Here is a 24,887-nt window from a genome sequence, read left to right as displayed (position 1 = left end):
CGGCGACCCCCTCCGCCGGCCCGTCCGCTTCCGGGTCACCGGCGACGCCGAAGGTGACGCGGAACGTACGGGACGCCTTCCGGGCCGCGATGGACGCACACCCGGGCGCGGGAAATCTGGACAAGTGCACCCGGCGCACCCCCCTGACCAGCAAGGCCTGCGGCAGAGCGCTCGCGGCGGCGGTCAAGGTCGCCACCGGCACCGCGCGCCGGCTGCGCAAGCGAGACCCGGAATACGCCGACCTGCTCTACGGCGCGGCGCTCCTCACCGCCGGGGAGATGCAGGAGATGCTCACGCGGCTGCGCGACCCCATCCCCTGCTACGGGCTCAGCGACGCGCCGCAACCCCCGCCGCCGCTGCGCGCCGAGGCGCAGGAGATCTGCGCCGAGGCCGCCGACATCACCAAGTCGACGTGGCGGATCTTTCTCGCGCAGGTCGAGCGCTGACATGCCGCACGCCCGCGAGGAGCACACCGCCTCGCGCGTCACCCCCGCCGGACTCCGCGGGATCCCCGGACGGCACAGTCCTCCGGTGTCAGGCCCGGTTTCCCGCTCCCCAGAAGAGCGGCCCAGACGTCGAGTGGATCGTGATGCGCCATCCGATCCTCTCCAGCTGCCGTTCGAGGTCCGCCGGGCGGTGCGGGACCTTGACGATCCGGTAGGCGGTGCCGTCCATGAGCCGGCGTTGTATGGTCACGGACTGCTCGCCCTCGATGAGCTCGTCGGCGGTCCGGTAGCTGTCGTCGACGAAGAACACCCGCCCGCCCGGCTTCAGGCAGTCGGCCACCAGCGACCAGAAGGACACGAAGCGTTCCGGCGGGACGTGCGACAGCCAGAACCCGAAGAAGACGACGTCGTAACGGCGCTCCGGCCGCCAGCGGAACAGGTCGGCCGACACGAACCGCACCCGCTCGTCCTCGCCCACCCGCGTCGAGGCGATGGCGAGCATTTCCGGGGACGCGTCGAGGGCGGTGACGTCCGTGGCGTGCTGGAGCAGCCGCGCGGTCCAGGTGCCGGGGCCGCAGGCGAGTTCGAGCACGCTGCCGGCCGGCCGGAACGCGTCGAGCGCCGCCGACAGCTCGGAGGCTCCGGGAAAGGGGAGAGCGTGGCGTTCGTACTCCGGGGCCACCGCCCGGTAGTAGCCGGCCTGTTCGTCGAGAAGCTCCTGCAGATTTCCACCATCAGCCGATCCCATGGATCGACCATCACAAATCAATCCCCTGGCGGCAACACGGGCCGCGCCGGAACCTTCGGCCGTCTCCGGTCCACGTCGTCCGGCTCGCCACCGACCCACCGCCGGACGTCCGTTCCCTCCGAACCCGACCCGCCGCCGGAGGTCCGTGTCCTCCGAACCCCGACCCGCCGCCGGACGTCCATCTCGTCCGAACCCCACCCGCCGCCGGACGTCCCTCGCGTCGGAACCCCACCCGCCGCGGGACGTCCGCGGCTCCGGCGCGCCGACGCCGAGCGGGCGTCCGCGCTCCCGTACGAACCCCGCTGCGGAAGGGCGAGCCGCGGAGCCTGGACCGTCGATCTCGCGTGGAGGAGGCCGGGAGGCTCCCGGTCTGCCCCAACCAGGGGCCGCGCGTTGCCGACAGGGTTCTTCCCTCGTCGGTTGGTCGGCGCCCGCGCCCGAACCGATCATCCGGCTCAGATCTCCGATCGGCTGGGCTCCTCGGTCTCGCCGGCGTTGTCGGCTCGGGCCGGCAGGAGCAGGGCGGTGGCCACCACGACCACGGACAGCACCGCGCCGATGATGAAGGCCAGCCGCATGCCGCCGAGGTTGGCGAGCACCTCCGTGACCCCCTCTGACCTCAGGGCCTCGGCACGCGCGCTCATCACGGTGATCACAAGCGCGGTCCCCATGGCGGCGGCGACCTGCTGCAGCGTGCTCAGGATCGAGCTGGCGTGGGAGTAGAGCGACGGCGGAACCGCGCCGAGGCCGAGGGTGAACACCGGGGTGAAGGTCGCGGCCAGGCTCACCATCAACAGCGCGTGCAGACCGAGGAGCTGCCAGACCGGCATGGTCATCGTGACCTGGGTGAAGCCGATGAGCGCGAGCATGATCCCGATCGCGCCGGGGACGACCAGAACCCGGCCGCCGAACCGGTCGAACAGGCGGCCGACGGTCGGACCGAGCAGCCCCATCGCGAGACCGCCCGGCATGACGAGAAGCCCGGTCTCCAGGGCGCTGAGCTGGCGGACGTTCTGGAGGTAGAGCGGCAGCAGGATCATTGAGCCGAGCATCGCCATGAACGCCACCGACATCATGATCAGCGCGACGGTGTAGGTGCGGTGGCGCAGGGTGCGCAGGTCGAGCAGCGGCACACCGCGCCTCTGCAATGACAGCTGGCGGACGACGAACACGGCGATGGACAACAGGCCCGCGACCACGATCGCGCCGGCAACGCGCACGTCACCGCCCTCGAACCGGCTGAGCCCGTAGACCAGCCCGCCGAAGCCCGCGGCCGCGGTCACCACGCTCAGCCAGTCGACGGTGCTGAACCGGGGCTCTCCGACGTTCTTGAGCTGCTTCAGCCCGCTCCACGTGACCACGGCGGCGATGGGGAGCACCACGGCGAACAGCAGCCGCCACGACCCGAACTGGAGGATCACGCCGGAGACCGTCGGGCCCATCGCGGGCGCCACCGAGATGGCCAGGCTGACGTTGCCCATCACCCGGCCCCGGTCCTCCTCGGGCACCACCTGCATCAACGTGGTCATCAGCAGCGGCATCATCACGGCCGTCCCGGACGCCTGGACGATGCGGGCGGCCAGCAGCACCTCGAACGACGGCGCGACGGCGGCCAACGCCGTGCCGGCCAGGAACAGACCCATCGCGACGGTATAGGCGCTGCGGGTGGACACCCGCTGCAGGAACCATCCGGTGATCGGGATCACCGCGGCCATGGTCAGCATGAAGGCGGTCGAGAGCCACTGCGCGGTCTGCTCGGTGATGTGCAACGCGCTCATCAACTGCGGGATCGCGTTGATCATGATCGTCTCGTTGAGGATGACCACGAACGTGGCCAGCACCAGCAGCCGGATCACGGGCGGGGTGCGGCCCTTGACGGCGGTCGCGGAGGTGGCGGGTGAGTCGAGCAGGGGGCCGGGCACAGTACCTCGATCGGGGTTGTCGGGAGCGACGTCGTCGCGGCTGGGATCCCAGCCTTGGGTCTCACAAGAAGTTGTGGTCATGCACAGATTGACCTGCGCCACCGACAAAACTCATCGACCGCGCCCAACATTCCGACAAGTGCGACAAAATGTCACCCGGTTTTCAGCGGCGCCGGATGACGGCCTCCGGGGCCGCTGGGCGCATCACCCCCATGACCTGTGCAAACACCCCGGGGCCAGCACCGTGGCGAGCACCCCGCACAGGACTGCGCCACCACCCCGAACGGGCGTCGGCGGGCACACGCGCGGTGAGCCTTCGTACAAGATGGCGGGGTGGACCTCCAGCCGATCGAACGGCCCGCAGAGGCGTTCCAGCAGCCGGTGACCGCCGACCAGATCCGGGCGGTCTGCCGCCGGGTCTTCGGCCCGGGCGCCGGCGTGTCATCCGCGGTCGAGATGGGCCTGGGGATGTACAACACCACCTACCGTGTCACCGTCGAGGGCCGGAGCCGTCCGGTGATCGTGCGTTTCGCGCCCGGCCCGGACCGCCAGTTCGTCTCCGAGCGGGAGCTCATGCGCAACGAGTACGCCACCGTTCCGCACCTCGCGAGGATCGCCCCGTTGATGCCGCGGGTCGTCGCGGCCGACTGGTCGCACGAGCTCGTCGGCAGGGACTACATGGTGCAGACCCTGCTCGACGGCGTTCCCGCAGCCGAAGGGCTGGGTACCTACCCGCGCCGGGCACGGACCGGCTTCTTCCGGCAGATCGGGGAGATCGCCAGAACGGTGCACGAGGTGCGGGGCGCGAGATTCGGCCCCGTGGCGGGCCCGGCGTACGACACGTGGAGCCAAGCGGTGATCGGGTCGTTGCAGGACATCGCGGCCGACCTGGACGGGCAGGGGCTGGACGCCGCCGACCTGCGCAAGGCCGCGGCGCTGGCCGCCGAGCACCACGCCGTGCTGGACGAGATCACCGAGCCCCGCCTGCTCAGCGGTGATCTGTGGACCGTCAACATCATGCTCGCTGAAGGTGCTCCCGAGCCGATCATCTCCGGGGTGTTCGACCTGGACCGCACGCTGTGGGGCGACCCGGCCGCCGACTGGCCGATCCGGCTGGCCGCGTCCAAGCAGGATGAGCGGGCCGCGTTCTGGGAGGCGTACGGTGAGCGGGACCGCGGCCCCGCGGCGGTGTGGCGGTCGCTGATCTATGAGATTCGCCACCTTGGGGCCGTCCGGCTGGAGCGCCACCGTCTCGGCGGCCCCGGCGCGGTCGGGGATTCGTACGACGCCGTGGCGGCCGTGCTGGCGGAGCTCACCTGAAGCAGGCCGCCTCGCGGGCCACCCGATCACCTGGCGCGCTACGCGGCGAACGCCGCCACGTGGTCGCGGGCGAAGTCGGCGAAGCGGCGGGGCGGGCGGCCGACGACGTCCTCGACGTCGGTCGTCGTGAAGTCGCCGAAGCCGGAGCCCAGCGCCTGCCCGTACTCGACGAACATGCCGGCGAGCCAGTGGGGGATGCCGCCGGCGACCATGCCCGCGTGGGCGTCTTCCGCGTCGGCGGCAACGTAGTGGATCGTCCTGCCGAGCACCTGCCCGAGCTGTTCGGCCGCCTCGGCGTAGCTCAGCGTCTCAGGCCCGGACGGGGTGTAGATCTTGCCATGGTGGCGCTCCGGCTCCGCCCGCAGGATGTGCGCCGCGACGTCGGCGACGTCACGCAGGTCGATCATGCCGAGCCGGCCCTGCGCCATGTTGAGGGAGAAGGTCCCGTCGTGGGCGATGCGGCCGGCCTGCCAGAGCAGGTTCTGCATGAAGGCGTGCGGGCGCAGGATCGTCCAGCGCAGGCCGGACGCCTGCAGCTCGTGGTCGGACAGGGCGTGCAGGCGCCCGTTGCGGGTCGGGGCGTCGTGGGCGGCGCCGATCGCCGACAGGCGCACGACTCGCTCCACGCCGGCCTGGCGGGCGGCCCACACCGCGTTCATGCTGTTCTCGGGCGCCCGGGGATCCATCGCGGTCAGCAGCCACACGTCGTTCACCCCCTTGAAGGCGGGCGGGAGCGTGCTCGGGTCGCCCAGGTCCCCGACCACGACCTCGACGCCGCGTCGTTCCAGCGCGCCGGCCCTGGACCGGTCCCGGACCAGCGCCCGGAGGGCGAGGGCGGAGCCGTCGAGGGCATCGAGCAGGGCGCTCGACACGCTGCCGGTCGCCCCGGTGATGAGGACTGTGCGGCTCATCGTCCGTCCTTTCGTGAAGGGTGCCCTGCCCGCGCAGGTCAGGGTCTCAGGCTCGACAATAGTACCGAAATGTGACTATCACAAGGTGTGACTGGAACGGAGTGATACCATACTGGCGTGACGCACGCTCCAGCCGGCGACCGCATCCGGATGATCACGCAGGATCCCGACCTGGGGATCCTCGCCGCGCGGTTGCTGTTCTCGTTGCAACGGGAGGTCTTCGCGCGGCTCGCGGAGAGAGGGCACGGCGAGGTGAGCCCGCGCCACGGGGCGATCCTGGCCTACCTCGACGCAGGCGGCGTCCGCGCGACGGAGCTGGCGCGGCTCTCGGGCCGCCACAAGCAGATCGTCGGCCGGCTGGTCGACGAGCTCGAGGCGCTCGGCTATGTGGAGCGCCGGCCCGATCCGGCCGACCGCCGCGCGAAGCTCGTGGTGCCGACCGAACGCGGCCTCGACCAGCAACGCCACGCGGATGAGATCATCGCCGACATCGAGCGCCGGCACGCCGGCACGATCGGCGAGCCCGCCTACGCGCAGTTGCGGCGAGCGCTGATGGCGATAACCGGCGAGCCCGCGGCCGGCCAGGACGAATCCGGACCGGCGCCCGGCTGAGTCCGTGCGGCGGCCGACCCCGTCCTCTCAGGACACCCCGGCATAGCCGTGACAGAATGTCCGGCTCACCTGGGCAGGCGGTCGATCAGGTTGTTGAGCAGGACCAGAGCCCGCGTTCGCCGCACCGCCGGATGACGGCGCAGGTCGATCAGCAGGGACTCCTGGCGCCTGGACGTGAAGGGTCGAGGAGCGGTGGGAATCATGATGTCGCCTGCGGACAGCCACGTGCACAGCGAGTGGTCCTGGGACGCCCCGGCAGGGTCGATGGAGCGCTCCTGCGCGCGGGCGGTGGAGCTCGGGCTGCCGGCGATCGCCTTCACCGAGCACGTCGACCATACGGTCTGGACGGTCGCCCTTGACGCCCTCGCCCCGGACGATTACCTCGCGACCTTGGCCACGCCGGAAGGGCTGCTGACCCCTCCGGCGTTCGACACGGCCGGATACGCGGAGGCGATCGAGAGGTGCCGGGAGCGGTTCCCGGCTCTTCGTATCCTGAGCGGTCTGGAACTGGGCGAGCCCCACTGGCACGCCGCCGCCGTCGCCAAGGTGCTCGGAGCCGGACGGTTCGACCGGGTGCTCGGCTCCCTGCACTGCCTGCCGGTCGGCGACGGTTTCGCCGAACCGCCGGGCCTGTACGGGCACCGGGCCGCGGCCGAAGTCGTACGGCAGTACCTGGCCGAGATCGCCAGGCTCGTCACTGACAGCGACGTGTTCTCCGTGCTGGCCCACATCGACTACCCGATGCGTTACTGGCCGGCGCGGGAGGCCGGCCCCTTCGACCTGTCGATGTTCGAGGAGGAGTTCCGGCACGCGCTGCGGATGACCGCCCGGTCGGGCAGGGCACTCGAGATCAACACGCGCATACCGCTGCACTCGGCCATCGTCAGATGGTGGCACGAAGAAGGCGGGGAAGCGGTCACGTTCGGCAGCGACGCCCACGACCCGGCAGCCGTCGCCCGCGGGTTCCGGGACGCGGCGGACATGGCGCGGGCTCACGGGTTCCGCCCTGGGCGAGACCCGTACGACTTCTGGGCGCGTGTGGACTGACCGCCCCGGAGGAGAGGCCGGGGCGGTCGCCTACCCGATGACGTCTCGCACGTCGAGCCCCTTCTTCAATATCGAGTACTTCCGCGCCAGATCGGCCAGCCGCTGCAGCCCCTTGACGTCGAGGTCGGCGGAATATGATCCGAGCGCGAGCCCGTCGAGGTCGCGCGCGGCGAACTTCGTGGAGGAGGGAAGCGCCTGCACGGCCTGCGCGGGGTCGGCCGCGATCAGGCGGTGCGCCTTGGCGAGCGCACGCTTGAAAGCCTCGAGCGTACGAGGATTGTCCCGGATCCAGTCGTCGCCGGCCATCCAACCGGCGGTGGGCAGCCCTTCGAACTCCCCGGTCAGCGCCGGCCGCAGCACCCGCACGCTTTTCTCCCGCACGCTCGTGGTGAGGTAAGGCTCGGCCAGGAGGGTCGCCGCGAGCCCGGCGTCCAGGCCCTTGACGACATTGTGGTAGGGGCTCTCGACCAGGGCGACGTCCTCCATCTTCAGCCCGCCTCGCTTCAGCAAGGCCGCGACGGAAAGCGACGACAGTCCCCGGAGGTGCGGCACCGCGACCTTCCCGCCCTTGAGATCGGCCACGCTTTCGATCCCGGATCCGGCCTTGACCACGAGGGCCATGCTCCCGGGATGGGCTCGATACAGGCCACCGACGATGCGGACGCTTCTGTCCTGCTGCCGGGCCACGAACGTCGCGACATAGTCAGTCTGGGCGAGATCGAACTCGCCAGTCTCCGCCGCGTGCACGGCGCCGGCGAGGTGGGAGAGGACAGGCCGCACCCGCAACCCCTCCGCGGCGAAATACCCCTTGTTCAGGGCCACGTAGAGGGGCGCCGCCTCGACGGTGTCCGCCACGCCGACGTCGATGACGGCCCGCTCGGGCGGCGCCACCGGGCGGGCGGCCTCCGGCCTGAGCTTGATCGCGGCCGTACCGCCCAGCACGACGACCACGACCACGGCGGCCGCCGCCATGGCGATGACGTTGCGCCGCCTGCGGTGGTACGCCTCGATCGCCCGAACCCCCAGATCCCGCCGGGGCATGTCGTCCGCGATGCGGCTGAGCTCGTCACCTAGCCACGTCATCGGCGGGCCTCCTTGATGTGAGCCGGGTCGTCCAGGGCGGGGCAGTCGGGGCGCCAGCTCTGGCGCCAGGGCGCGCAGGCGGGCCAGGGCGCGCAGGCGGGCCAGGGCGCGCAGGCGGGCCAGGGCGTGGTGGGTCTGGCTCTTCACGGTGCCGACCGAGCAGCCCAGCAGGTCGGCCACGTCACGTTCCGTGCGGTCCTCGTAGAAGCGCAGGACGAGCACCACGCGCTGCTTGGGCGTCAGCCGCATGAGCGCCTGGTGCAGAACGACCCGCAGCACCGTGGAGTCCTCCGGGGAATGGGCACGCTCGGGCGGGTTCGCGATGGACACCTCGCCCGTCGCACGACGACGCCGCCACGAGATGTGCTGGTTCACCATGGTCCTGCGGGCATACGCCTCAGGTCGGTCGACGTGGCGTAATTTCGACCACCGGCCGTACATCCGGACCAGCACGCTCTGTAACAGGTCCTCGGCGAGGTGGACATCGCCGGTCAGCAGATATGCCAGGCGCAGCAACCGGTGCTGATGCGCATCGGCGAATCCCTGGAAACTGGCATTGCGATCCAACGTCTCTCCTCATGTCAGTAACCTCCAGACGCTGTGGGCACGCCGGAAGGTTGGCAGTCGGAGCCGACCCGCGGTCCTCCCGGAGCGCTGGGTGCCCGTCGCCGGCCGCACCACGGTGGAGACCGGCGGAGCGCCTGTGCGCCCGCCTCGCCGCCCGCTACTGGGACCTCGACGACCCGACCCGGGCCGACGATCTCGCCATGATGCTGGCCGGCGACCTCATCCGCGTCGTCATCCACCCGGGGACCGTGCACCGCTACCCGAACTGACCGTTGCGATCACCGCGAACCTGGACCTCCAGGTCGTCGCCCCCGCATGTCGGCCAGGCGATCGTGGAGGCGGCGAGGACGGCCGCTCCAGCCAGCTGCCCGGCTCGATAGGTTTCCCCTATGTTGCTCCTGGTCCGCCATGCCATGCCCGCATACGGCCCGGCCGTCCCCCCGAACGAATGGACGCTCAGCACCGAGGGCTGGCAGGCGGCCCGTCGGCTGATCGCCCGTCTTCCCGGAGACGCATGTCTCGTCTCCAGTGACGAGCCGAAGGCATGGCAGACCCTGGGCGGCGACGACGCGGTCACGCGTGATCGGCGGTTCAACGAGGTCACCCGCGTAGAACCGTGGCAGGGCGACTATCGCGCGTTGCGACGCGCATACGTCGGAGGCTCGGACCACGCGGACTGGGAGCCGCGCGCCGGGGTCGCCGAACGCTTCGACGCCGGGATCGCCGAGCACGTCGCGCGTGCCGGCGGGCGCCCGCTCGTGGTGGCGACGCACGGCATGGCGATGACCGTCTGGATGACGGCGCGGCTGGGCCTGCAGCGCCCCGGCGACTTCTGGGCGGACCTCCGCTTTCCTGACGCGCATCTCGTCGGCCTCGACGCGGGCACCGTCGAGCGAGCGTTCGCCCCCTGACGTGCAGGCCGTTCCTCACCGGGCCGACACCATGACATGCGGCTCGTCAGTACGGGAACGTTCCGGGCAACCAGCCCCCGAGCGGGCACGGCCGAATCGGTGGGATGCCCGGCCTTGAGTGCTGACGAGCAGCCTCACGACAATGTAGGTCGCGCCCGTGGCGCCCATCGGCGTACCGGCTGTCGACGGCGGTCGCAGCGGGGTTGGCCGGAGGCATCGGCACTTCGCCGCAAGTGTCACAGGCGAGACATCGTTGACAGTCCAAAGGAGTACACGCATGCCCAGAACTGTGACGACGCTGCTTCTCGCAGGGCTCTGCACCATCGCCGGCACGGCCGTCGCCACCACGTCGGAGGCCGCGACCGGCATCACCCCGGAGCGGGCGTGCGGGCCGGGCTACGTCCGGGTGAGCGACGGCACGCGCGAGATCAGGTCCGGCAGCGCCGTGTACGGCCGCCTCTACCTGCTTGGCCCTCATCAAGAGCACCAACACCCACACCAGCACGCGCGTCAAGGCCACGCTTCACGTCAAGGGAGCGGGCGGCAAGTCCGCGGCCGGCAGAACCAGGTCCTACGCCACGGTCACCCGATCGGCTGCGGGCAGGTGCGTGATGTATTCGGGCGAGATCTACAACGCCGGCGGCACCAAGGTGGCCCGCGGCGGGCGCGGCTACTGGGCCAACTGCGGCTGATCCCAGCCCGGCGGACATCAGAGGTCCGGCCTCCTGCGGGCCGGGACGACCTCGCGATGTGACGGTGCGCGCCGCACCGTCACATCGCGACCGCGACCCGAAGCCGCGCGTACGAGCCCGTTCACGGAATCAGCCGACCAGCAGCGTGGCGATGGCCGGGCCGAAAGCGGCGCCGAGCAGGTAGAGCAGGTTGAACAGGCCCATTGCCGCGGACCGCTCCCCATCGGGCACGGCCGCGGCGGCCCGGGTCGCGAAAGCGCCCTGCCCGGAGGCGGCCGCGAGCGACGCCAGCGCCTGGGCGGCGAGGAGCGCGGCCCAGGCGTCGCTCACGGCGGCCAGCACCACGCCCGCCACGCTCAGCGCGGGGAACAGCACGAGCGGAACCAGCAGCCTGCTGCGGGCGGTGCACATGAGCAGCAGGTAGGACGCGAGGCCGCCGAACAGCAGCGGCCAGGTGATGGCCAGTCCCACCTGCCCGCCGCTCCAGCCCGCGTTCCGGGCGAGCAGCGGCGGCAGCGCGTACATCATCCCGAAGTTGACGACCGCCAGCAGGAACGCCGGCCCGGCCGCGACCAGGAACATCGGCGCGCGCACGACCTCGACCGGCACGAACCCGTCCGGTCGGGCACGCAGGCGCAGCGCGAGCAGCGCCCCTACGGCCAGCGCCGCGCCACCCGCCGGCAACCACGTGTGCGGCACGAACACCAGCGCCGTGACCAGTGCGGTCAGCAGTGCCGCGCCGGCCATGTCGAACGTCGAGCCGGACAGCGGCGTTACCGGCCGCCGGCGCAACACGAACGGCACGGCCGCCAGGCTGAGCGCGGGGAGCGCCAGCGTAGCCCTCCAGCCGAGCGTGCCCGCGACCACGTCACCGGCGAGCGGGGAAGCGGCCCTCACAGTCGCCAGCGACGCCGTGACCAGCCCCATCGCGCGTGCTGAGCCGGCGATGCTCATCGCGATGGTGGTGAGGCCGGCGGGGCCGAGTCCCTGCAGCGCGCTGCCGGCCACGAGGAACGGCAGCGCCGGGGCGAGCACCACCAGTGGCGCGCCCAGCAGTACGAGCGCGGCGCCCACGAGCAGCGCCGTACGAACGCCTCGGCGGCGCTGCAAGCCGGCCACCAGCGGGGTCCCCACCGCGATCGCCCATCTCTCGTGCGGGAGGACTACGCCCGAGGGTTGCCGTTGCTCGCGGAGTTCGTGGCCGCCGCGCGGCGAGTGCTGCCGGACGTCCCCGCCGACACGCGGCGAGCAGTACCGGACCTCCCCGCCGACACGCGGCGAGCAGTACCGGACCTCCCCGCCGACACGCGGCGAGCGCTGCCGGACCTCCCCGCAGGCACGCACCGGTGGCGGCCAGGTGACGAGGCCCTGACGATGGCATGGGGCGCGTTCTGCGCGATGATCATCGGCGCGGACGCGGCCGCCACGGAGCTGGCACAGGCCGAGGTGGCCCGCTGCCGCCGGCACGGCCTCGTCGGCGCGCTGCCGCAGGTGCTCCAGGACCTCGCCGGCGTGCACGTGCAGGAGGGCCGGCACCGCGACGCCGAGGCGTCCGTCGCCGAAGCCGTCCAGCTGGTCCGTGACATCGGGCTGGAACACCGCGTGCCCAGGCTCAACTCCGTGCTGGCGCGGGTCGCCGCCATCGAAGGCGACGAGGAGCGCTGCCTTCGGCTGGCCGGGAACGAGCCCAACACCGGCGGCATGGCCGGCACCACCGCGCTGAGCCTGCTCGACCTCGGGCTGGGCCGCCATGCCGCAGCGCTCGACCGGCTGGAGGCGGCCGCCCGCGGCCCGCTGCGGCACGCATCCGGCCTGGTCAGTGCCGGCGCCGACCAGGTGGAGGCGGCCGTCCGGCTCGGCGCGCCCGAGCGGGCGGCGGAGCCCCTGCGCCGCCTGGAAGCATGGGCGCGCGCCGGAGGGCAGCGGTGGGCGCAGGCGGTGAGCGCGCGCTGCCGGGCCATCGTCACCGACGACGAGGCCCACTACCTGCGCGCGCTCGAGGCACACGAAGGAGCGGGCCGGCCGTTCGAACAGGCACGCACCCCATGGAGCGGCTCACCTCACAAGAGCTCCAGGTCGTCCGTCCGGCAGCCGATGGCGACACCAGCCGGGAGATCGCCGCCCAGCTCTTCCTGAGCCCGCGTACGGTCGAGCACCATCTCTATCGCGCCTTCCGCAAGCTCGGCATCCGATCCCGCCGCGAGCTGAGCCGCATCGACCTCGGGCACTGAGCGCCTCCAGCGCCGGAGATGACACAGGCGGCTCGCCGATCGAGCAGGACGCCAAGGGCGGCGTTCCTCGGCCAAGGGCTCGGCGCCGGCCCTTGGCCTTCCCATGACCCTTTCGATGGTGTGGGGCCGGTCAGCTCGGGGTGTCGGCGAGCTGGGTGACGAGGAAGTCGAGGCGCTCCTCCTGACGGTGCGGGGGGATACGGCCGCTGTCCGCCAGGACGGCTATGCCGTGCAACGCGCTCCAGATGACTTCGGCGAACAGCTCGCGTCGCGCGTTGTCCGGGCGAAAGCAGCTGACGATTTCGTCGATGGCGGCGCGCAGTTGGGGCGTCTCGGCGTCTGCGATCTTCACGTCGGTCGGCATGACGAACATGGCCTGGTAGAGGGCGGGCCGCTCGATGGCGAAATCCAGGTAGGCGCGGCAGACGGCGTGCAGGGCCTGCCGTGGCTCGGAGTCGGCGAGCCGGGCGCGGCGCAGGTGGGCGGCGAGTTCGCCGAAGCCGTCGATCGCGACGGCGCGCACGATGGCGTCCTTGCCGCTGAAGTGGCTGTAGAGCACGGGCTGGCTGTACTCGACGCGCTCAGCGAGCCTCCGGGTCGTCACCGCCTCCCAGCCTTCGGTCTCGGCGAGTTCGCGGGCCGCCGTGATGATCAGCTGATGGCGTTGGGCGCGTTCCCGTTCGCGGCGCTCTTTGACGACGGACATGACGGCACTCTAGCAACGCTAGACATCCTGCCGAAGGTATCGCTACACCGCAGTGGTGATGCCGGCGATCAGCGTGCTCCTCCTCATCGCGCAACCGCTCCTCACGCCGCCTCGGCGGTACCGCCGGAGTGGTTGGTGAGGAATCGTGATCTACCATCCCCCGAAGCGCGGTTCATCGGGCGCGACGAAGCGCTGCAATTGAGGCATGAAGCGCAGCCACCCCCGAGTGCCGGCCCGCGAGATCGTCGCTGCGGCGGCAGCGGCCAAAGCCCGCCGCGCCATCCGCGCCGCAGCACGTGCCGCCCAACCTGAGCGGACGCCGACGCCGGCAGAGGCCGAGGCGCCACAAGCTCCTCCATGGGGGCGCCGAATGTTCTGGCTTCTCCCGGTTCTGGCGCTGATCGTGGCCGGCGCCGGAGCCGCCGCGACCCCATCCATCCCGGACTGGGCCCGATGGACGCTCGCCGGCGTCGCCCTGATCGGAGCGTCCTGCCTGGCCATCGCCTTCCTGCTCGGTCCCGCAGCCCGCCGCCTGGCCGGTGAGCGCGCTGTCCTTACTGCTGCCGAGCGGAGGGAGATGACCGCCAATGAGCGTGTCGAAGCGGTCAACGCCGCCAGGCACACCCTCATCCAGGCCGCGACCGGGCTGGTCGTGATCGGCGGCGTCGTGTTCACCGCACAGGGCCTGTGGTACACCGCGCAGACCCTCGACACCGCGCGCCAGACGCAGTTCACCGACCGTTACACGAAAGCCGTCGACCAGCTCGGCTCCAGCAAACTCGATATACGGCTCGGGGGCGTCTACGCTCTCGAACGCGTCGCCAGGGATTCGCCCCGCGACCATCAGAATGTCTACGACGTCCTGACGGCGTTCATCCGCGAACATGACCCCACGCGTACGGCGAAGCTCCCCACGAGACCGGCCACTGACATCCAGGCCGCGCTGACTGCGGTCGGCCGCAGAAAGGTCCATATGGACGTCGGCGCCATCAACCTGATGGAGATCCGCATGTCCGGTGCAAGGCTGGCGGGCGCGGACCTGAGCGACGGGGACCTGAGCAAGGCGATCCTGGCCGACGCGGACCTGTTGGGGGCGAACCTGACCGAGGCGACCCTGACCGGGACGAACCTGACGAACGCCGACCTGACCAAGGCGAACCTGACCGAGGCGAAGCTGACTGACGCGAACCTCACCAAGGCGAACCTGACCGATGCCAACCTGACCTACACGAACCTCACCAAGGCGACCCTGACCGGCGCGGCCCTGACCGATGCCAACCTGACCAACACGGGCCTGTTCGAAGCGAACCTGACCGAGACGATTCTGACCGACGCGAAGCTCACCGGCGCCAGCCTTCTCGACGCCGACCTGAGCGGCGCGATCCTGGACGGCGCGGACCTGACCAGCGCCGGCCTGAACGAGGCGGATCTGGGCGGCGCGGATCTGAGCGACGCCAACCTGAGTCTCGCGGGCCTGGGCGGCACGGACCTGCGTGGCGCGAACTTGCGTGGCGCGAACCTGTTCAGCACGGACCTGACCAACGCGAATCTGACCAACGCGAACCTGATCGGCGCGAACCTGCACGGCACGGACCTGAGCGGCGCGAACCTGACCAACGCGAACCTGATCGGCGCACGCCTGACCGACGCGAACCTGAGCGAGGTCACCGGCATGACGGAACAAGACATACGACGCCAAGCCATTGTCGATTCGAAGACCCGGTTCTGAAGCGGTCGCGAAACATCGCGTACCCACATCGTTCCCGACCATCCCACGCGGGGGCGCTCGCTTCACTCCCCCGTCGCCATGCCGGACGGCTGACCGTGCCCCTGCCGGATGTTCCCCTGCTCCGGATGGACCACGGGCGGCCACGAGGACACGGTGCGGCCGTTCTTGAAGCCGGGCCTCGGCCGTCAGGCGTTCGCTCGGCGGAGGCGTTCGGCTGCTTGGGTCCACAGTGCTCTGCCGGACACTGCGGTGTAGCCGTGGAGTGCTTCCCATCGGATGTCGTGGGCTGCCGGCCACAAGCTGGCAGCCCACGCGATCTGCTGCTCTTCTGCGGTGAACACGCGGGCCCGATTGTCCTGATAGGCGGCCAGGAACGCCTCCGTACTCTCGATCGGCGGCAGGGTGGCCGGCCCCATCTTGGCGAACACCGCACTCGCGGCTCCCACCAGGGCGGCTTCCGGTTGCCATGCCAGGCTGTCCCAGTCGTGCACCGTCCACACCTGCTGGTCGTGCCACCGGAGGTTGTGTGCCTCGAAGTCGGCATGGCCCAGCACGCAGGGCAGGTCAGCATCCAGCATGCGCCGGCGAGCCCTGCCGGCTGTGTCCACGACGTAGGCGGGTACGAGGCTCTGGTCCTTCTCGTCGAGCGACTCGATCGACGGCCACAGCCCGGGATCCGTGTGATCCCACCGTACCCAGCGGGGATTCGGCAGCGGCGGCGTGACGGCGAGGTCCGCCAGCGCGGCCATCAGCCGGGCGAAGACCTCCGCGTAGCGCACAGCGACGTCCGGCGCGTCCCCGCGCAACACCTCTCCTCCAGGGCGGAACTCCTCCGCGTGCACGGCCAGTGGACCGACCCTGACGACCGGCGTGAGCGGGCGGGCGCAAGGGAACCCGTTCTCTGCCAGCCGGGCCTGCGCTGTGACGCACGGCCCCGCCCGGCCGTCGTCGCCGCGGGCCTTGACGACGACGGCCGTACCGCCGGCCAACCGGAGACCGAACACGGTCGACATCGACTGTTGCCGGAACAGCACCTCGGCGGGTTGGTCCCCGAGATGGTCCAGACACCACGCCGGTAGCCAGTCCGGCAGATCGTCAAGAGGCACAGCGAAACTGTGCCACAGCTGCACCCCGAACGCGCCGGATGTCCTCCGAGCCGCGGTGCCGGAGGCCGCCGGTCAGCCACGCGGGTTGATCGGCGACTGCGGACATGGCCGGCAGCCCTCCGTCGATGTCGAACACCACGGCACCTTCACATGCCCGGCTGCGCGGTCCTGGCGAGCTGAATGCCCAGCTCAAGGCCTGCTCAAGGCCATCGCAGCCGTCCAGGGCTACGAGGCCGCCCGAGGGGTCTATTGCCTCCATTGCGCCGTTTGGCAAGCCTTGTACAATCTTGACAGCTTACTACCAAGATCAACACTATCGTCGGTAACGTTCGCTGGGGTCGCCAACCATGCTGGAAACCGGATTCTCTGCCAAACTCTGGACGGGAGCCGGGGGCGGCGTCCAGGATGCGGCGCACGCCCTGCGGGTCGGTGTGGACGAGTTCTGCGACGCGATGAGTGCGCGGCCGTTCGGGAGCGACGACCTGGGCCGAGCCCTCTACGAGGGCGATCCGGCGCGGAAGGCGCCGGGCTTCGTGGGGCTGCGCGACGCCCTGTTGGCCAACCTGGTCGGGACGGTGAATCTGCTCCAAGGCATGGGCGCCGGGATGGTCAACGCCGGCACCGTCTACCACAGCGCGAACGGCGCGACCATGGATGCCCTGGAAGGGCGGCCGTCCCCTCGGCCCTCGTCATCCGCGGCGTTGGCGGAGATCGAGGAATATCGGCCGGTGATCGAGGGCGGAAGGTTGCCCTCGACGATCCAACCGCCCAGTTTCGTCCAGCAGGCGGCATGGTTCCTCGAAACCATGGGCTGCGGGTGTGCGTACCCCGACGGCGACATCGGCCAGGTTAACGTGCTTCGCGAGGCCGCGCTGGCGATCGGCCGGGTGGTCGATCGTGTGGCAGAGGAGGTCGATCAGCACGGCGGGCGGGTGATCGCGTCAGGGCACGGATCAGGCACGGACGAGTTCAAGAAGGCCGTGAAAATGCTCTCCGGCGAGAAAGGACTGCTGGAGGAGCTGAAACGGCAGTCGGACGAGCTCGCCGACTACTGCCAGACCGGGATGGACGCGATCGCCAAGGCGCAGTGGCACTACTGGGTCGCCGCCGCCTTCGTGGTGACCCTGCTGTATGTGGCGACCGTGATCAACCCTTTGCTCAGTGCCGCGGTGGCGAGGATCATCCGGCTTGAGGGGATCGCCCTGCAGATCACCTTGCGGATCATACGCGAGGCGGTGCTGGGAATGGCCTTCGCCGGTGGGCTGAACGTGATCGACCAGTTGTTCGCCACCGGTGACATCGATGTGACGGAGCTGCTGCAGTCGGCATGGCACGGGGCGGTCGCCGGTGGCCTCATGGGCGGCGCGCACGGCGCCCTGCCCTCACTTCTGCGCAAGGGCGGGCCGCTGTTGACCGGTCTGGCTGCGGCGATGGAGAAACCAGGCTGGGAACGGGTACTCTCCCGCTTCCTCGTCGGTGGGGCGGTGGGCACCGGCGCCATGGCCACGGCCGGATTCGCGAGCGGGCACGGCTGGGACTGGAAACATGCCGCACAGGCCGGCTTCGGCATGGCTCTCCTCGGCACCGGCGCGGAACTGGCCGGCAAGACCCTCCTGGCCGGTCGGCGGCCTGAGTCACCCGAACTGGCGCTGCGCCTGCCGCGGGAACCCTTCCCCAAAAAGGGTCTGTCGTGGCTGCGCAGCCCCGAGAAGAGGTGGATGGAGTTCAAATGGTCCATGGCGTTCATGCCCCTCGCCGCACCCGTGGCCGGCTTCACGGCGTTGGTGAAGTTCGTCGAGGACGGCAAGAGTCCCTTCATGACGCAGCCACGGCTCGGCAAGAACGGCGAACTCTTCAACATGTGGAAATTCCGCTCGATGAAGAGCGCCGACGGCATGGATTCCAGCCTGGGATCCGCTGATACCCGGGTCACGAAGTTCGGCGAAACCATGCGAGCCGCCGGATGGGACGAACTCCTGCAGCTGCCGCAGGTCGCCATGGGGAAAATGTCGTTCATCGACCCCCGCGCCCTGGTGCGGGCGACACATGACGAAATGGCGCGCGACCTGAGCCCGCAGGCCAACCAGACCTGGACGAGCGGCAAGAAGGCGGTCACTCCGGGGATGTGGAGCCACTTCGGTTACTACAAAGAATACTTCGGCTACGAGGCGGCTTCCCCAGAGTTCAACAGGCTACGCGGGAGGATGGACAACTGGTATTTCAAGTACGCCGATGAAACGATCGACCGCGAGCATTTCCGTAAGGAATTCCAGAAGATGATGAAATCCTGGGGTTCCGTGGTGACGGGCGGAGGGAAGAACTGAGCCCACTTCGTGCGCCCAGCGAGCTTTCCCGGTTGGCATGAACCACCCGCTCGCATAGACGCACGTCGATCTCGCTCAGCTCGCGAAGAGCTTCTCCGGCTGCCCAGACGATCAGGTGTGGGGAAGCCGCTCCAACCGAAGCCTTGCCCGCTGCGGATGCGGGCGCGGGGTTGGGGTGGCCACCGGCCTCCGCTCAGGCGTCACTGTGTGGGGCAAAGGAGTTCTTCCGCGGCCTGGGTGACCTTGTCCGCGTAGTCGTCGGCGGTGTGGTTGCCCACCTTCAGGGTGGTGTTCACGGCCAACTGCAGGCGCCCGTCCCGCGTGGTGAAAACCTGGGCGATGGATCCGGGCCCGGACCCCCGGGGCACTGGCCAGACATTCGCCGGGTTGCTCCTGCGGGGGGCGGATCCTGTACAAACGGCTCAAGACCCCGCGACCCGAACGCCACCCGGACACGTGTTCTCCCGGCTGGCCAAGAAGGCGGGCCTCGAGCTCTGGCATCCGCACGAGCTTCGCCGCTCGGGCGCGTCACTCATGCCCGTTCAGGGAACTCCGCTGCACGGCGTGTCCGAAGTCCTCGGGCACGCCAGCATCGCGATCACCAAGGATGTGCGCGGACACCTGCTGGAATGCGACCGGCGCGCCGCGACCGAAACCATCTCCAGCGCCCTCCTGGGGAAACGGCCCTCAACGGCTCCCGAAGCGGCTCCCACAGACGCCGAAAGCACCGGGAGAAGATCCGAAAGCAGAAGGCCCCTGACGGCGTCATGCCTCCTCGGGGCCTTGCGGTTGCAGAGCCGACGAGGGGAATCGAACCCTGACCTTCTGCTTACAAGATTCTCCATGACTGTCCAACGGCATCCGCTGCCGTCCCTCCAACCCTGGTCAGCGATCACCTATGGGTGCTCTTCGGAGAGTCGATCGCGGCCGGTGCTCAGCTCTCTACCTCGGGTCGAGTACGCGCGTCATCCAGATCGTGTTGCCGCGTTCGACGTCCACGGTGATGCGGTCGCTTCGGTGGAACTCGAGCTTCTCGAGGACGCGGAACGAGGGTACGTTCCACTCCCACACGGTCGCCCAGAGTCGTCGACGTCCTGTTCGAGTCGCGGCTTCCATGACCGCACGGGCGGCTTCTGTCGCGTAACCATGACCGTGAGCTCGTTGTGCCAGCTCGTACGCGATCTCAGGTTCGTCGAAAGATCCCTGACCGACAGTCAATCCGCAGTACCCGATGAACTCACCGGTGTCTCGCAGCTCGATCGGCAGCAACCCGAGCCCCGGATCCGCCGCCAGCGGATTGTCGAGCAGCCAGCCGCGGATGTCCTCGACCGTCGGGCGTCCCTCGGCGTCGATCCGCCGTACCGGCGGCACTCGTGGATCCCGCTCACGCCATAACCCGCGGTACTCCTCGGCATCCGACGGCACCCACCGCCGCAACCGCAGCCGCTCGGTCACCAGCTCCGCCGGTAGATCCTCATAGGTCCCCACCCGACCAATTTAGCCCGGTGCTGGCCAAGGTCGGAGAGCTGATCACTGCGTTCGCCTTGTCGATCATCTCAAAGTCTCAGCTGATCTCAGGTTCCGACCAATTGGCGGTTGATCAGACCGCCTGCTTGTACCCATGAGCATCGGCACCCATACGTGCTGTTGAGGCTGAGGAGTTGGCCGTCATTCCACACCTCGGGTTCCAGCGCTTGACCGTAGACCCATTTGGCGGCATCGCCCTAGCCTTTGACTTGGTTGTACTCACGGAGAGGCTTGGCACCCACGGCTCGTCCTTGGTCGAGCAGTGCCTGTACTTCCTTGAGTACCAGGGTGTTACCTTCAAGGGCAGTGGAGTGGTGGGCCTTAAGGTGCCATATATCGGACCAGATCTCTTCGGCTTCGGTAGGGTTGGGTAGGCCACCGAGGCGCTGGTTGAGCTCCTGGATTGCACGGTCGAGTCGTACCTAGACTGTGGCTCGACTCGGGCGGCCTCTCCCTGCCACTGAACCCCCTACGCAGGCGCTAGAACCGAAGTTTGATAAGCCATCTTAAGACCTGATTGAACTAATCGAACTTCGGCGCTCCCCCGGCACACCGTAGACCCACGACGTCCTCCGCTCCGTACAACAGCCGCAATGCTGTGGCGAACGCTGCGCTGGCCGACGAGCCTCTGCCCAAAAGCACGGCGTCCTGGGCGCCCATGTGGACGTGGAGGGCGTCCCCGCACACGTCGTCGCAACCCTCTTCGGCCATGCTGACCCGGCGATCAGGCCCCGCGTCTACGCCCACGTCATCCCGAACAGGCAGCCACAGCGGCCGATGTCTTCGCCAGGGCTGTCGGCGCGGGAGCCACCCGGGAGCCACCGTGTTAGCAAGACGTTAGCAAGATCTCGAAAATGTCCTGACAAGGTGAAAACCCCTGACGGCGTAATGCCTGCTCAGGGGCCCTCTACTGCAGAGCCGACGAGGGGAATCGAACCCCTGACCTTCTGTTTACAAGACAGATGCTCTGCCGATTGAGCTACGTCGGCGCGGCCTATCAGTGTAGACGCTAGCGACGCCTGTGACGAGCGACTTCGTACAGCGCCACCCCGGCCGCCACCCCCGCGTTGAGCGACTCGGCGGATGCGTGCATCGGGATGCGGGTCACCACGTCGCAGTGCTCGCGCACCAGCCGTGAGAGCCCCTTGCCCTCGGAGCCCACGACCACCACCAGCGGCTCGGTCAGCAGTTGGGCCTCGCCGATGTCGGTCTCGCCGGCGCCGTCGAGACCGACCACGAACAGGCCCGCCTCGCGGTAGTCGCGCAGGGCGGCCGTCAGGTTGGCGGCGCGGGCGACGCGCAGGGTGGCCAGCGTTCCCGCGGACGTCTTCCAGGCGCCTCCCGTGACGCCCGCCGAGCGGCGTGAGGGGATGAGCAGGCCGTGGGCGCCGAAGGCGGTGGCGGAGCGGGCGATGGCGCCGAGGTTGCGCGGGTCGGTGACCGAGTCGAGGGCGACGATCAGCGGGGGTTCGCCGGCGTCGTGCGCGAGGTCCACCAGCTCTGACGGGTGCGCGTAGTCGTAGGCGGGGATCTGGAGCGCGATGCCCTGGTGAACGGCGCCTTCCGTCAGGCGGTCGAGCTTGTCGCGGGTGACTTCGAGCAGGGCGATGCCGCGTTCTGCCGCGATCTTGATGGAGTCGCGTACGCGGTCGTCGTTGTCGATGCGCTGGGCCACGTAGAGGGCGTTGGCGGGCACGTCGGCCTGCAGGGCCTCGAGCACCGGATTGCGCCCGCCGATGTATTCGGGCGCGTCTTCCGAACGCCTGGACCTGGTGGGAGCGGCGCGGCGGCTGCCGCCTCGCTCTTCGCGGGCGACGCGCTCGCTGCGGGCCTTGTCTTTGTACCAGTGCCGCATCTCCGCGGGTGGGGTCGCGCCCTTGCCCTCGAGCGACCGGCGGCGCTGCCCTCCGGTGCCTTTGGACGGGCCCTTCTTCTTCGCGGGCCTGCCCGAGCCCCTGCCGCCTGCTGCCATGGCATCCAGGGTACTCGGGGCGCGGGGCAACTCGGCCCACGCGAGGAAGCCGGGCCAACCCCGGCCCGTGTGCAAGGGGTACGAGGCAATCCGGCCAACGCGCGAAGACCGCAGAAAGCATCCGTGGAAAGCCGGAAAGGGCTGCCACTCCTGGTCTGCCGCCTGCAGGCTGAACCCGCCCCTCCTCGACGCGTTCTGTCCGCCGAGGCGGTCGCGCTGCTCGCAAGCGGCGGCGTCGTCAGCCGGTTCTACGCCGACCTGTTCGGCGAACTGCCGGTCGTGCTCGCCGGTGTGCCGCATGCCTCCGCCGTTCGTCCCGCCGGCGGACCCGCCCGCGGCGGACCTGCCGCCGTGGACGGGACACCGTGGACGGGAGTCCGTGGACGGGGCGCCTACAAGCGCGCGGGCAGCGTCACGACCATCACCCAGGACGACCGGGGCTTCCCGTGGTGTTCGCCACGCTGGCCGGCGGCACTCCCTGCGTGCATGTCGGCATGCGTGCCACCCCCAGGGCGCCGGACGCTCTACCGGCTGAGCTCCCAGCGCGGCCCGTGCGGGGTGTCCTCCACGGTGATGCCGGCGGCGCTCAGCTGGTCTCTGATGGCGTCGGCGGCCGCGTAGTCCTTACGCTCCCGCGCTGCACGGCGCTGCTCCAGCGCCACCGCCACCAGCGCGTCGACCACGGGCGACAGGTCGGATCCCGTGCCCCGCCACTGCGGCGAGCGCGGGTCGAGGCCGAGCACGTCGAGCATGTTCTGGGTCTCGGCGAGCAGCCGGGCCACGGCCTCCTTGTCGCCCCGTGACAGCGCCACGTTGCCCTCGCGCACCACCTCGTGCACGACCGCCAGCGCCTGCGGGGTGCCCAGGTCGTCGTCGAGCGCGTCGGCGAACGCCTGCGGCAGCGGCGCGTCGGCGTCGACGTCGTGGATCACCTCGGCGGCGCGCGTGACGAAGCCCTCGATGCGCTGGTAGGCGGCGGCGGCCTCCTGCAGCGCCTCCTCGGAGTAGTCGATCGAGGAACGGTAGTGCGGGGCCGCCAGGTAGTAGCGCAGCTCCACGGGCCGCACCTTCTGCACCATGTCGGGGATCAGCAGGGAGTTGCCGAGTGACTTGCTCATCTTCTCCGCGCCGATCTTGAGCATGCCGTTGTGCATCCAGTAGCGGGCGAAGCCGTCACCCGCCGCCTGCGACTGGGCGATCTCGTTCTCGTGGTGCGGGAAGATCAGGTCGATCCCTCCCCCGTGGATGTCGAACGCCGGCCCCAGGTATTTCGTCGCCATGGCCGAGCACTCCAGGTGCCAGCCGGGGCGGCCGGGCCCCCATGGGGTCGGCCAGGTCGGCTCGCCGGGCTTCTCGCCCTTCCACAGGGCGAAGTCGCGGGGGTCGCGCTTGCAGGACTCGTCGTCGGTGTCGGCCGCGGGCCGCATGTTCTCCACCTTCTGGTTGGAGAGGGAGCCGTAGCGGTCGGCGTAGGACTGCACGTCGAAGTAGACGTCACCGCCGGAGGCGTAGGCGTGCCCGCGCTCGATCAGCCGCTGCATGAGCGTGATCATTTCGGGGACGTGCCCGGTGGCGCGGGGCTCGACGGTCGGCGGGAGGCAGCCCAGGATGTCGTACGCCCAGGTGAAGGCTCGCTGGTTGCGCTCGGCCACGACGAACCAGGGCACGCCCTCCTCGGCCGACACCCTGATGATCTTGTCGTCGATGTCGGTGACGTTGCGGCAGAACGTCACGTCATATCCAGAACGCGCAAGCCAGCGGCGGAGCACGTCGAAGTTCACGCCCGAGCGGATATGCCCGATGTGCGGAGGAGCCTGCACGGTGGCCCCACACAGGTAAATCGACGCCCGACCGGCTTCGACCGGAACGAATTCGCGGATGGCACGTGTGCTGGTGTCGTAGATGTGCAGGCTCACAAAAGAAAGGCTAACGCCTCAGAGCTGCCTCCTGACCGTTGAATCAGCCCCGCAACGTGACCTTGTCCGGAGAAATCCTCACGATGAGTCGCTCGGTGCCCGGTTTGTCCTCCCAGGGCTGCCCCCGGTACTTCTGCGACAACTCCTCGATGAGCGCGCCCTCCGGGTCGGACGTCATGGTCACCCGCCCGCGCACCTCGACGTAGCGGTAGGGGTTGTCCGGGTCGATGACCAGCAGGCTCGCCCTCGGGTCGCGCTCGAAGTTGCGCGGCTTCACACGCCCCTTCGCGGTCGAGAAGACCACGTCGTCGCCGTCCGTACGGATCCAGACCACGCTCGAATGGGGGCCACCGTCCGGATTGATAGAGGTGATCGTCGCGAAATTCGGCGCGTCCAGGAGCTTTCGGGCATCTTCTGACAGCACGGCCATGTGTCCTCCTAGATCCGTCTGGCCCTCCATTCTTCTGTAGGCTCACAACCGCCATGGACGTGACTCCCCCTTCTGCGCTCCGCCGCCTGGGCATCGCCCTTGCCGGACTCGCCGTCGCCGCCCTCACGGGGGCCGCGTGCGCGCTCTCCTTCGACGACCTGCGCGCTCTGGCCGTCACCGGCGAGGCCGATGCCGACCTCGCCTACCTCTATCCCGCGGCCTTCGACGCGCTCCTGGCGGTCGCGCTGATCAGCGTGCTGCTGCTGCGCTCGGCCAAGCTGCTCGTACGCGTGCAGGCGGCGTTCGTGCTGGTCCTGCTCATCGTGGCGGCCTCGGCGGTGAACGTGGCGACGGCGGTGCGGTTCGGGTTCGACGTACGGCAGACGGCCATCGGCGTGGCCCTGGCGCCCTGGGTCATGCTGGCGCTGGCCCTGTGGCTCTGGCTGCTGCTGATCAAGCACGTGCACGCCCGGCGCGCATCAGGGAGCGGCGCCGACGCCGAGCCTGCCGCGGAGCAGGACATCGTGCCGTTCGGCCGGCCGTCGCCCGGCACGGAGACGCCCGCGCCGTCGCCGGTCGCTGGTGCCGCAACCGCCTCCGAAGGGCCGCCTCTCCTCGATCCCGCCCCGGCGCCGCACGCCGAGCCCGCCCCGAAGGCGACGCCGCATTCCGAGCCCGCCCCACAGC

The 24,887-nt window shown here is 69.8% G+C and carries 23 protein-coding genes, 1 tRNA gene and 1 pseudogene; 12 read left to right on the top strand and 13 right to left on the bottom strand.

Annotated features, from left to right (window positions below):
• Positions 1–446: hypothetical protein (locus E1292_RS37465; protein ID WP_220447255.1), on the top strand; the 446-nt coding region annotated here is incomplete at its 5' end.
• Positions 447–534: 88 nt separating this feature from the next.
• On the opposite strand, the gene E1292_RS37460 is transcribed toward E1292_RS37465, so the two are convergent.
• Positions 535–1,194, bottom strand: coding sequence for a class I SAM-dependent methyltransferase (locus E1292_RS37460; protein WP_132602525.1), 660 nt, complete (start codon positions 1,192–1,194; stop codon positions 535–537).
• 455 nt (positions 1,195–1,649) lie between these two features.
• Positions 1,650–3,197: an MDR family MFS transporter gene (locus E1292_RS37455; RefSeq protein WP_132602522.1), complete on the bottom strand. Its 1,548-nt coding sequence runs from the start codon at positions 3,195–3,197 to the stop codon at positions 1,650–1,652.
• Between the two features lie 252 nt (positions 3,198–3,449).
• Between E1292_RS37455 and E1292_RS37450 the strand changes: the two genes are divergently transcribed.
• Positions 3,450–4,436, top strand: a complete 987-nt coding sequence (locus tag E1292_RS37450; protein WP_132602519.1) for a phosphotransferase family protein — start codon at positions 3,450–3,452, stop codon at positions 4,434–4,436.
• A 38-nt stretch (positions 4,437–4,474) separates the two neighbouring features.
• On the opposite strand, the gene E1292_RS37445 is transcribed toward E1292_RS37450, so the two are convergent.
• Positions 4,475–5,347 (bottom strand): SDR family oxidoreductase, encoded by an 873-nt coding sequence (locus E1292_RS37445; protein ID WP_132602516.1) that lies wholly within the window; start codon positions 5,345–5,347, stop codon positions 4,475–4,477.
• Positions 5,348–5,464: 117 nt separating this feature from the next.
• On the opposite strand from E1292_RS37445, the gene E1292_RS37440 reads away from it, so the two are divergent.
• Positions 5,465–5,959 carry a MarR family winged helix-turn-helix transcriptional regulator gene (locus E1292_RS37440; RefSeq protein WP_281284120.1) on the top strand — a complete coding sequence of 165 codons (495 nt, stop codon included), beginning with the start codon at positions 5,465–5,467 and terminating at the stop codon, positions 5,957–5,959.
• Between the two features lie 65 nt (positions 5,960–6,024).
• Here E1292_RS37440 and E1292_RS51720 read toward each other — a convergent pair whose 3' ends face one another.
• Positions 6,025–6,162, bottom strand: coding sequence for a hypothetical protein (locus E1292_RS51720; protein ID WP_165974954.1), 138 nt, complete (start codon positions 6,160–6,162; stop codon positions 6,025–6,027).
• Here E1292_RS51720 and E1292_RS37435 point away from each other — a divergent pair.
• Complete coding sequence (locus tag E1292_RS37435; RefSeq protein ID WP_132602513.1) at positions 6,161–7,006, top strand: PHP domain-containing protein; 846 nt, start codon at positions 6,161–6,163, stop codon at positions 7,004–7,006. The genes E1292_RS51720 and E1292_RS37435 overlap by 2 nt on opposite strands.
• A gap of 30 nt (positions 7,007–7,036) precedes the next feature.
• On the opposite strand, the gene E1292_RS55550 is transcribed toward E1292_RS37435, so the two are convergent.
• Positions 7,037–8,656, bottom strand: coding sequence for a SigE family RNA polymerase sigma factor (locus E1292_RS55550; protein ID WP_132602510.1), 1,620 nt, complete (start codon positions 8,654–8,656; stop codon positions 7,037–7,039).
• Positions 8,657–8,706: 50 nt separating this feature from the next.
• Between E1292_RS55550 and E1292_RS37425 the strand changes: the two genes are divergently transcribed.
• The 3 genes from E1292_RS37425 (at position 8,707) to E1292_RS37415 (ending at position 10,259) form a co-directional block, all read left to right on the top strand.
• A complete protein-coding gene (locus E1292_RS37425; protein ID WP_220447254.1) occupies positions 8,707–8,925 on the top strand; it encodes a hypothetical protein in 219 nt (72 codons plus the stop codon).
• Positions 8,926–9,045: 120 nt separating this feature from the next.
• Positions 9,046–9,567 carry a histidine phosphatase family protein gene (locus E1292_RS37420; protein WP_132602507.1) on the top strand — a complete coding sequence of 174 codons (522 nt, stop codon included), beginning with the start codon at positions 9,046–9,048 and terminating at the stop codon, positions 9,565–9,567.
• A gap of 467 nt (positions 9,568–10,034) precedes the next feature.
• The gene (locus tag E1292_RS37415; protein WP_132602504.1) at positions 10,035–10,259 is read left to right on the top strand and encodes a hypothetical protein; all 225 of its coding nucleotides are present in this window, start codon (positions 10,035–10,037) and stop codon (positions 10,257–10,259) included.
• A gap of 129 nt (positions 10,260–10,388) precedes the next feature.
• Here E1292_RS37415 and E1292_RS37410 read toward each other — a convergent pair whose 3' ends face one another.
• Positions 10,389–11,393 (bottom strand): MFS transporter, encoded by a 1,005-nt coding sequence (locus E1292_RS37410; RefSeq protein ID WP_220447253.1) that lies wholly within the window; start codon positions 11,391–11,393, stop codon positions 10,389–10,391.
• A gap of 767 nt (positions 11,394–12,160) precedes the next feature.
• Here E1292_RS37410 and E1292_RS56200 point away from each other — a divergent pair.
• A complete protein-coding gene (locus tag E1292_RS56200; RefSeq protein ID WP_439331935.1) occupies positions 12,161–12,490 on the top strand; it encodes a helix-turn-helix domain-containing protein in 330 nt (109 codons plus the stop codon).
• Positions 12,491–12,620: 130 nt separating this feature from the next.
• Here the strand turns inward: E1292_RS56200 and E1292_RS37400 are convergent, their stop codons facing one another.
• Positions 12,621–13,196: a TetR/AcrR family transcriptional regulator gene (locus E1292_RS37400; protein WP_132602498.1), complete on the bottom strand. Its 576-nt coding sequence runs from the start codon at positions 13,194–13,196 to the stop codon at positions 12,621–12,623.
• 205 nt (positions 13,197–13,401) lie between these two features.
• Between E1292_RS37400 and E1292_RS51715 the strand changes: the two genes are divergently transcribed.
• Complete coding sequence (locus E1292_RS51715) at positions 13,402–14,925, top strand: pentapeptide repeat-containing protein (protein ID WP_165974953.1); 1,524 nt, start codon at positions 13,402–13,404, stop codon at positions 14,923–14,925.
• 185 nt (positions 14,926–15,110) lie between these two features.
• On the opposite strand, the gene E1292_RS37385 is transcribed toward E1292_RS51715, so the two are convergent.
• Complete coding sequence (locus E1292_RS37385) at positions 15,111–16,031, bottom strand: aminoglycoside phosphotransferase/kinase family protein (RefSeq protein WP_132602489.1); 921 nt, start codon at positions 16,029–16,031, stop codon at positions 15,111–15,113.
• 347 nt (positions 16,032–16,378) lie between these two features.
• On the opposite strand from E1292_RS37385, the gene E1292_RS37380 reads away from it, so the two are divergent.
• Together E1292_RS37380 and E1292_RS55970 are read left to right on the top strand one after the other, a co-directional pair.
• A complete protein-coding gene (locus tag E1292_RS37380) occupies positions 16,379–18,355 on the top strand; it encodes a sugar transferase (RefSeq protein WP_132602486.1) in 1,977 nt (658 codons plus the stop codon).
• A gap of 339 nt (positions 18,356–18,694) precedes the next feature.
• Positions 18,695–18,949: pseudogene (locus E1292_RS55970) on the top strand (tyrosine-type recombinase/integrase); the annotation flags it as partial.
• A 348-nt stretch (positions 18,950–19,297) separates the two neighbouring features.
• Here E1292_RS55970 and E1292_RS37370 read toward each other — a convergent pair.
• From E1292_RS37370 to E1292_RS37345, 5 genes are all read right to left on the bottom strand, one after another.
• The gene (locus E1292_RS37370; protein WP_132602483.1) at positions 19,298–19,843 is read right to left on the bottom strand and encodes a GNAT family N-acetyltransferase; all 546 of its coding nucleotides are present in this window, start codon (positions 19,841–19,843) and stop codon (positions 19,298–19,300) included.
• A 955-nt stretch (positions 19,844–20,798) separates the two neighbouring features.
• A tRNA-Thr gene (locus tag E1292_RS37360) sits at positions 20,799–20,871 on the bottom strand.
• A gap of 20 nt (positions 20,872–20,891) precedes the next feature.
• Positions 20,892–21,854, bottom strand: coding sequence for a 23S rRNA (guanosine(2251)-2'-O)-methyltransferase RlmB (gene rlmB / locus E1292_RS37355; protein ID WP_132602480.1), 963 nt, complete (start codon positions 21,852–21,854; stop codon positions 20,892–20,894).
• A gap of 524 nt (positions 21,855–22,378) precedes the next feature.
• Positions 22,379–23,770, bottom strand: a complete 1,392-nt coding sequence (gene cysS / locus E1292_RS37350; protein ID WP_132602477.1) for a cysteine--tRNA ligase — start codon at positions 23,768–23,770, stop codon at positions 22,379–22,381.
• Positions 23,771–23,813: 43 nt separating this feature from the next.
• The gene (locus E1292_RS37345) at positions 23,814–24,200 is read right to left on the bottom strand and encodes a PPOX class F420-dependent oxidoreductase (protein WP_132602474.1); all 387 of its coding nucleotides are present in this window, start codon (positions 24,198–24,200) and stop codon (positions 23,814–23,816) included.
• Positions 24,201–24,253: 53 nt separating this feature from the next.
• Between E1292_RS37345 and E1292_RS37340 the strand changes: the two genes are divergently transcribed.
• The coding region (locus E1292_RS37340) for a DUF2637 domain-containing protein (RefSeq protein ID WP_132602471.1) at positions 24,254–24,887 on the top strand (634 nt) is incomplete at its 3' end.

The sequence above is a fragment of the Nonomuraea deserti genome (assembly GCF_004348685.1).
Taxonomy (GTDB): Bacteria; Actinomycetota; Actinomycetes; order Streptosporangiales; family Streptosporangiaceae; genus Nonomuraea; species Nonomuraea deserti.
This window is presented reverse-complemented; position numbering and strand designations above follow the sequence as displayed.

Coding starts and splice junctions, on each gene's coding strand:
- E1292_RS56200 (WP_439331935.1), top strand. CDS start 12,161: ATGGGCGCGCGCCGGAGGGCAGCGGTGGGCGCAGGCGGTGAGCGCGCG.
- E1292_RS37420 (WP_132602507.1), top strand. CDS start 9,046: ATGTTGCTCCTGGTCCGCCATGCCATGCCCGCATACGGCCCGGCCGTC.
- E1292_RS37445 (WP_132602516.1), bottom strand. CDS start 5,347: ATGAGCCGCACAGTCCTCATCACCGGGGCGACCGGCAGCGTGTCGAGC.
- E1292_RS37345 (WP_132602474.1), bottom strand. CDS start 24,200: ATGGCCGTGCTGTCAGAAGATGCCCGAAAGCTCCTGGACGCGCCGAAT.
- E1292_RS51715 (WP_165974953.1), top strand. CDS start 13,402: ATGAAGCGCAGCCACCCCCGAGTGCCGGCCCGCGAGATCGTCGCTGCG.
- E1292_RS37380 (WP_132602486.1), top strand. CDS start 16,379: ATGCTGGAAACCGGATTCTCTGCCAAACTCTGGACGGGAGCCGGGGGC.
- E1292_RS37455 (WP_132602522.1), bottom strand. CDS start 3,197: ATGACCACAACTTCTTGTGAGACCCAAGGCTGGGATCCCAGCCGCGAC.
- E1292_RS37460 (WP_132602525.1), bottom strand. CDS start 1,194: ATGGGATCGGCTGATGGTGGAAATCTGCAGGAGCTTCTCGACGAACAG.
- E1292_RS37435 (WP_132602513.1), top strand. CDS start 6,161: ATGATGTCGCCTGCGGACAGCCACGTGCACAGCGAGTGGTCCTGGGAC.
- E1292_RS51720 (WP_165974954.1), bottom strand. CDS start 6,162: ATGATTCCCACCGCTCCTCGACCCTTCACGTCCAGGCGCCAGGAGTCC.
- rlmB (WP_132602480.1), bottom strand. CDS start 21,854: ATGGCAGCAGGCGGCAGGGGCTCGGGCAGGCCCGCGAAGAAGAAGGGC.
- E1292_RS37400 (WP_132602498.1), bottom strand. CDS start 13,196: ATGTCCGTCGTCAAAGAGCGCCGCGAACGGGAACGCGCCCAACGCCAT.